The following is a 3736-nucleotide window of genomic DNA, read 5'->3' as shown; positions in this document are numbered from 1 at the left end:
AGTCTGTTCAAAATCAAAAACAATTCATTCATCAATTATTTGGATTAACAGGGTAAAGAACGATTCCGGTAGGAATCCTCATTGTTCTTTGGGATATATCCTTTATTTGCACCAGAATCAAAATTCTTAAGTTGATGGGCATGGGTGCAAACCTCGAATGCTGTCAAAATGTATACAAAAATATAAACTTAATTCTGAACGTTAAGTTTATATTTCTTATTAAAATACACGTTCTCATTCTAAATTTCGAATGATTTATTTTTAAAATCATCAAATATTCATTTTAGAATTATTATAAATTTATTTTTGCACCAGAACCAGTTGATGGACATGTGATACTATTACTCTATAAAGGTTAATAGGCATGCAGCTGTACCCCCATATAAATTTCTCAACAAAAGACAACTACTATTTTACAAATTAATCATTTTAAAAACTCAGTTTATTTTGTATCATGAAGAGAAGGTCTCACAGATTATTCCTATCAGATGTTGATTAGTTTTGTAGATTTAACAACGAGCGGTATAAATATCAGTTATATAAGTCCTCTTTAGAATTTCACCATACTTAAAATTTATTTGAATGCAAATCATAATAATTTATTGGATATTTTAAACGTGATATCATGGTGTCGAAAATATAAGTATACCTTATATATCGTTAGGGGATATTAGTTATGAATTATTACTGTAATCCCAATAGCCCAGGTACCAATTGAGAAGTTGAATTAATAATTCTTTTTCCACTTTCATAACTACTCATCTGCTTACAACACTACATAAAGTGTAATAATTTAATGTGTACCCAAAATATTAATTTTCCAAGCAATTCCCCCTATAAAAATGATGCAAAAATCAAATCTATCAATCTAATATATAGCTATAAAATACAATACCTAGGCAGAAAACTACATGTTCTTCAACATATAGTAGTTAAGCGTTCACTGATATTTATCACAACAACTCTTTGGATACTTTAAGATAGAGATGCGTTATATGTAGCCATCAAAATTAATAGGGGGGAAAAGAATGCGCTTCAAGATTAAAGAAACGCGGAAAAGATTTGGGGATACTCTACAAAGTTTAGCTAAAAAAATTAATTATGATTATAGTAATCTGTCTAAAGTTGAAAGAGGAGTTTATACCCCCACCGTAGATTTACTTCATAAAATTGCAACCGTATATAATATAGAAATATGTGATTTAATTGTTCATTCGAACGTATCAAATAAAACAATTTTAGACATAGAGGATATGGAACTTTTACAATACTATACTTTCACCTTAAACGAAGAAGAAATTTCACAAGAAGAACTAACGTTCTTAATACAAACTCTCAAAATTATGCGTCAAACAATCAAAAATATAAAAAGACAAGATTTTGATAAATAACCTCGTATCGCTAGACCAGGATCCTGTATAACATCTGACAGTTCTTTCCCTTAAAAGGAAAGAACCTGGTCGACATATCGCAAAGGGAATTGTAAATCTTTTTTATAGACAGGCATACAACGCCCAATTACTTCTGTAATCTGATTATGATCGTTTTGAGATTCTAGATAAGTAATTATAAAAATATCAGGGTTCCTATCTGGAAAATAATAGAATAAAATTCTTTTTTGATCCCATGCTAACGTATAAAGTTGTTTGAGTTTTTTTCTTATTACTGTATCTCCTATATGGAGAGCGGTATCCACTGTTTTTCCAACCAAATCATCTCGTTTTTGAAGAATTGAATGGAGTAATTCAGGGCAAATATCTGTAAAAACAAAATCATCTTCTAACTTTTGAAATGTGAAATACATCTTAGGGTGTACATTTTCGTACGCTTGGAAAAGGTCTTCAAATACAGAATGTAAATCTAGCTTGAGTTCGATATGTCATCATCCCTTTCGCTTTTTCCTGGAAATTACACATTTCCCCTTATTTAATTTGGTATATGAAACCTAAAAATACGCCCTTTATTTAAATAGAAGACATGTTTTTAGACAATAAATCCATAGTACTTCTTATTCTACACGGTTTTCTTATATCCTGTATTGAGAAAATAATATCTATTTCCCTAATAGAATGGACATATCCTTACATTTTCAAACAAAAAGAACCATTTTCATCATGTTATCTGTCTATTTTGGTACTATAAGCATAAGTAAATTACTAAGAGAACCCACGTACTTATAAACCTTCTTCATAAAGTTCATCTTTATCAATGATTAGGTTCATATTACCAAATGAACCGAAATTACACCTGCATTTATCATTGCATATGACATATGGAAAACGGTTCTGGTGCAAATAAAGAATACATTCCAACGAGCAATGAGGATTCCTATCGGAATCGTTCTTTACGCTGTTAATCCAAATAATTGATGAATGAATTGTTTTTGATTTTGAACAGACTGATCCCGTAAATCAATCTGTTCTTTTTTTATCATATGCATGGCTTCTACTCCTGCAAGAATATATGTAGCTGTACGAAAAGATTTAAGTCCTAACATAAAGCGTGTACGTTTTTTTATGAAACGATGGTCCTGCTCTACGATGTTATTTAGATATTTTATCTGCCTGATTTGAATGCCTAACGGCATCTGTTTTTCTTTCTTCAACGTTGTGATAGCAATTGGATAAGCAGGATTTTTATCAACTGTGATTGCACGAGGTTTTGAAGCATGAAAAGACTGCAAAGCTTTTTTGAAGAATTGCTTTGCAGCTTTATGATTTCTGAATTTACTTAGATAAAAATCAATTGTATTTCCTTCAGAATCAACAGCACGATATAGGTACATCCATTGTCCTTTTACTTTTATGTACGTTTCATCTACTCTCCAGGAGTTATTCGTTTGTTTGAGATGACGTCGAATTCGCTTATCTAATTCAGGTCCATATTGATGGACCCACCGCATAATCGTTGTATGAGCTAAGGATAATCCTCTTTCTTCCATCATTTCTACCAAATCACGAAAACTGAGATTGTACCGTAGGTACCAGCGCAAAGTTAATAAAATAATATCTGGCTAATAGTGCTTCCATTTAAACGAAGTTTCCTTTTTTATACTGATCACACACCTTTTTAAGAATAATAGTATCAGTATGTCCAAGTTTGAGAGAGTATTTGCAAGTGGCTTGAAGTTTTTGCACCAGAACCGAATTTCTCTCTCGTCCATATGCTCAGGGACTTCATAAAAGTATTCCCTTTGTTCTACAGTAAGAAGCTCTCTCGTTTTCAACCTCCCATTTCCCTTCGTATAGTTGTAGTATTTATTGTAGGGGCGGTTTAATATTTCAGAAATTAAAATTATTCATATTTAAGTAGATATAATATATATGATAGGATGTGCCTAGTTAACAGTTACATATGCAACTGTCATGGACCTATGCTAAAGGGCTCCTCTTTCAATTGCGTTTCTATTTCGTCCTCCTTAACATGTATTGAGTTTTTTTCATGAAATTATATGCAAACAAAAAGAAAAACGAGCTCTTTTATCTCGCTTTTCTTATATACAAGGGATTTAATGACAGATTATTTATAGTATACAATAAATATGTATAACATATAGTCATTTTACTATTTTCTCAATACCAGTTTTGATACTATCACATTATATTTATTATTATATATTTACTACATATTTTTTAGACTTTAAAAAATACGTACTGAAGTTTTGGCTCTGTTGCAAAGTTTTAATTTCTTAAAAAAATACGAATTAACATGCACTCATTCAGAATAAATGCTCAGT

The 3736-nt window shown here is 30.9% G+C and carries 2 protein-coding genes; one reads left to right on the top strand and one right to left on the bottom strand.

The annotated features are described in order from the left end of the window. Positions 1 to 1028 precede the first annotated feature (1028 nt). Positions 1029 to 1391, top strand: coding sequence for a helix-turn-helix transcriptional regulator (locus JDS99_RS30100; protein ID WP_199696402.1), 363 nt, complete (start codon positions 1029 to 1031; stop codon positions 1389 to 1391). Positions 1392 to 2344: 953 nt separating this feature from the next. Here the strand turns inward: JDS99_RS30100 and JDS99_RS30095 are convergent. Next, a complete protein-coding gene (locus JDS99_RS30095; protein ID WP_345943247.1) occupies positions 2345 to 3007 on the bottom strand; it encodes an IS6 family transposase in 663 nt (220 codons plus the stop codon). Positions 3008 to 3736 lie beyond the last annotated feature (729 nt).

Origin of the sequence: Bacillus cereus group sp. N6 (assembly GCF_016483705.1) — a bacterium.
GTDB lineage: Bacteria > Bacillota > Bacilli > Bacillales > Bacillaceae_G > Bacillus_A > Bacillus_A wiedmannii.
Note: the sequence above shows the minus strand (reverse complement) of the source record. Positions and strands in the feature narration are given on the sequence as shown.

What these genes read in the sequence shown, in the direction of transcription:
- JDS99_RS30100 (WP_199696402.1), top strand. Translation starts at nt 1,029, where the DNA reads ATGCGCTTCAAGATTAAAGAAACGCGGAAAAGATTTGGGGATACTCTA.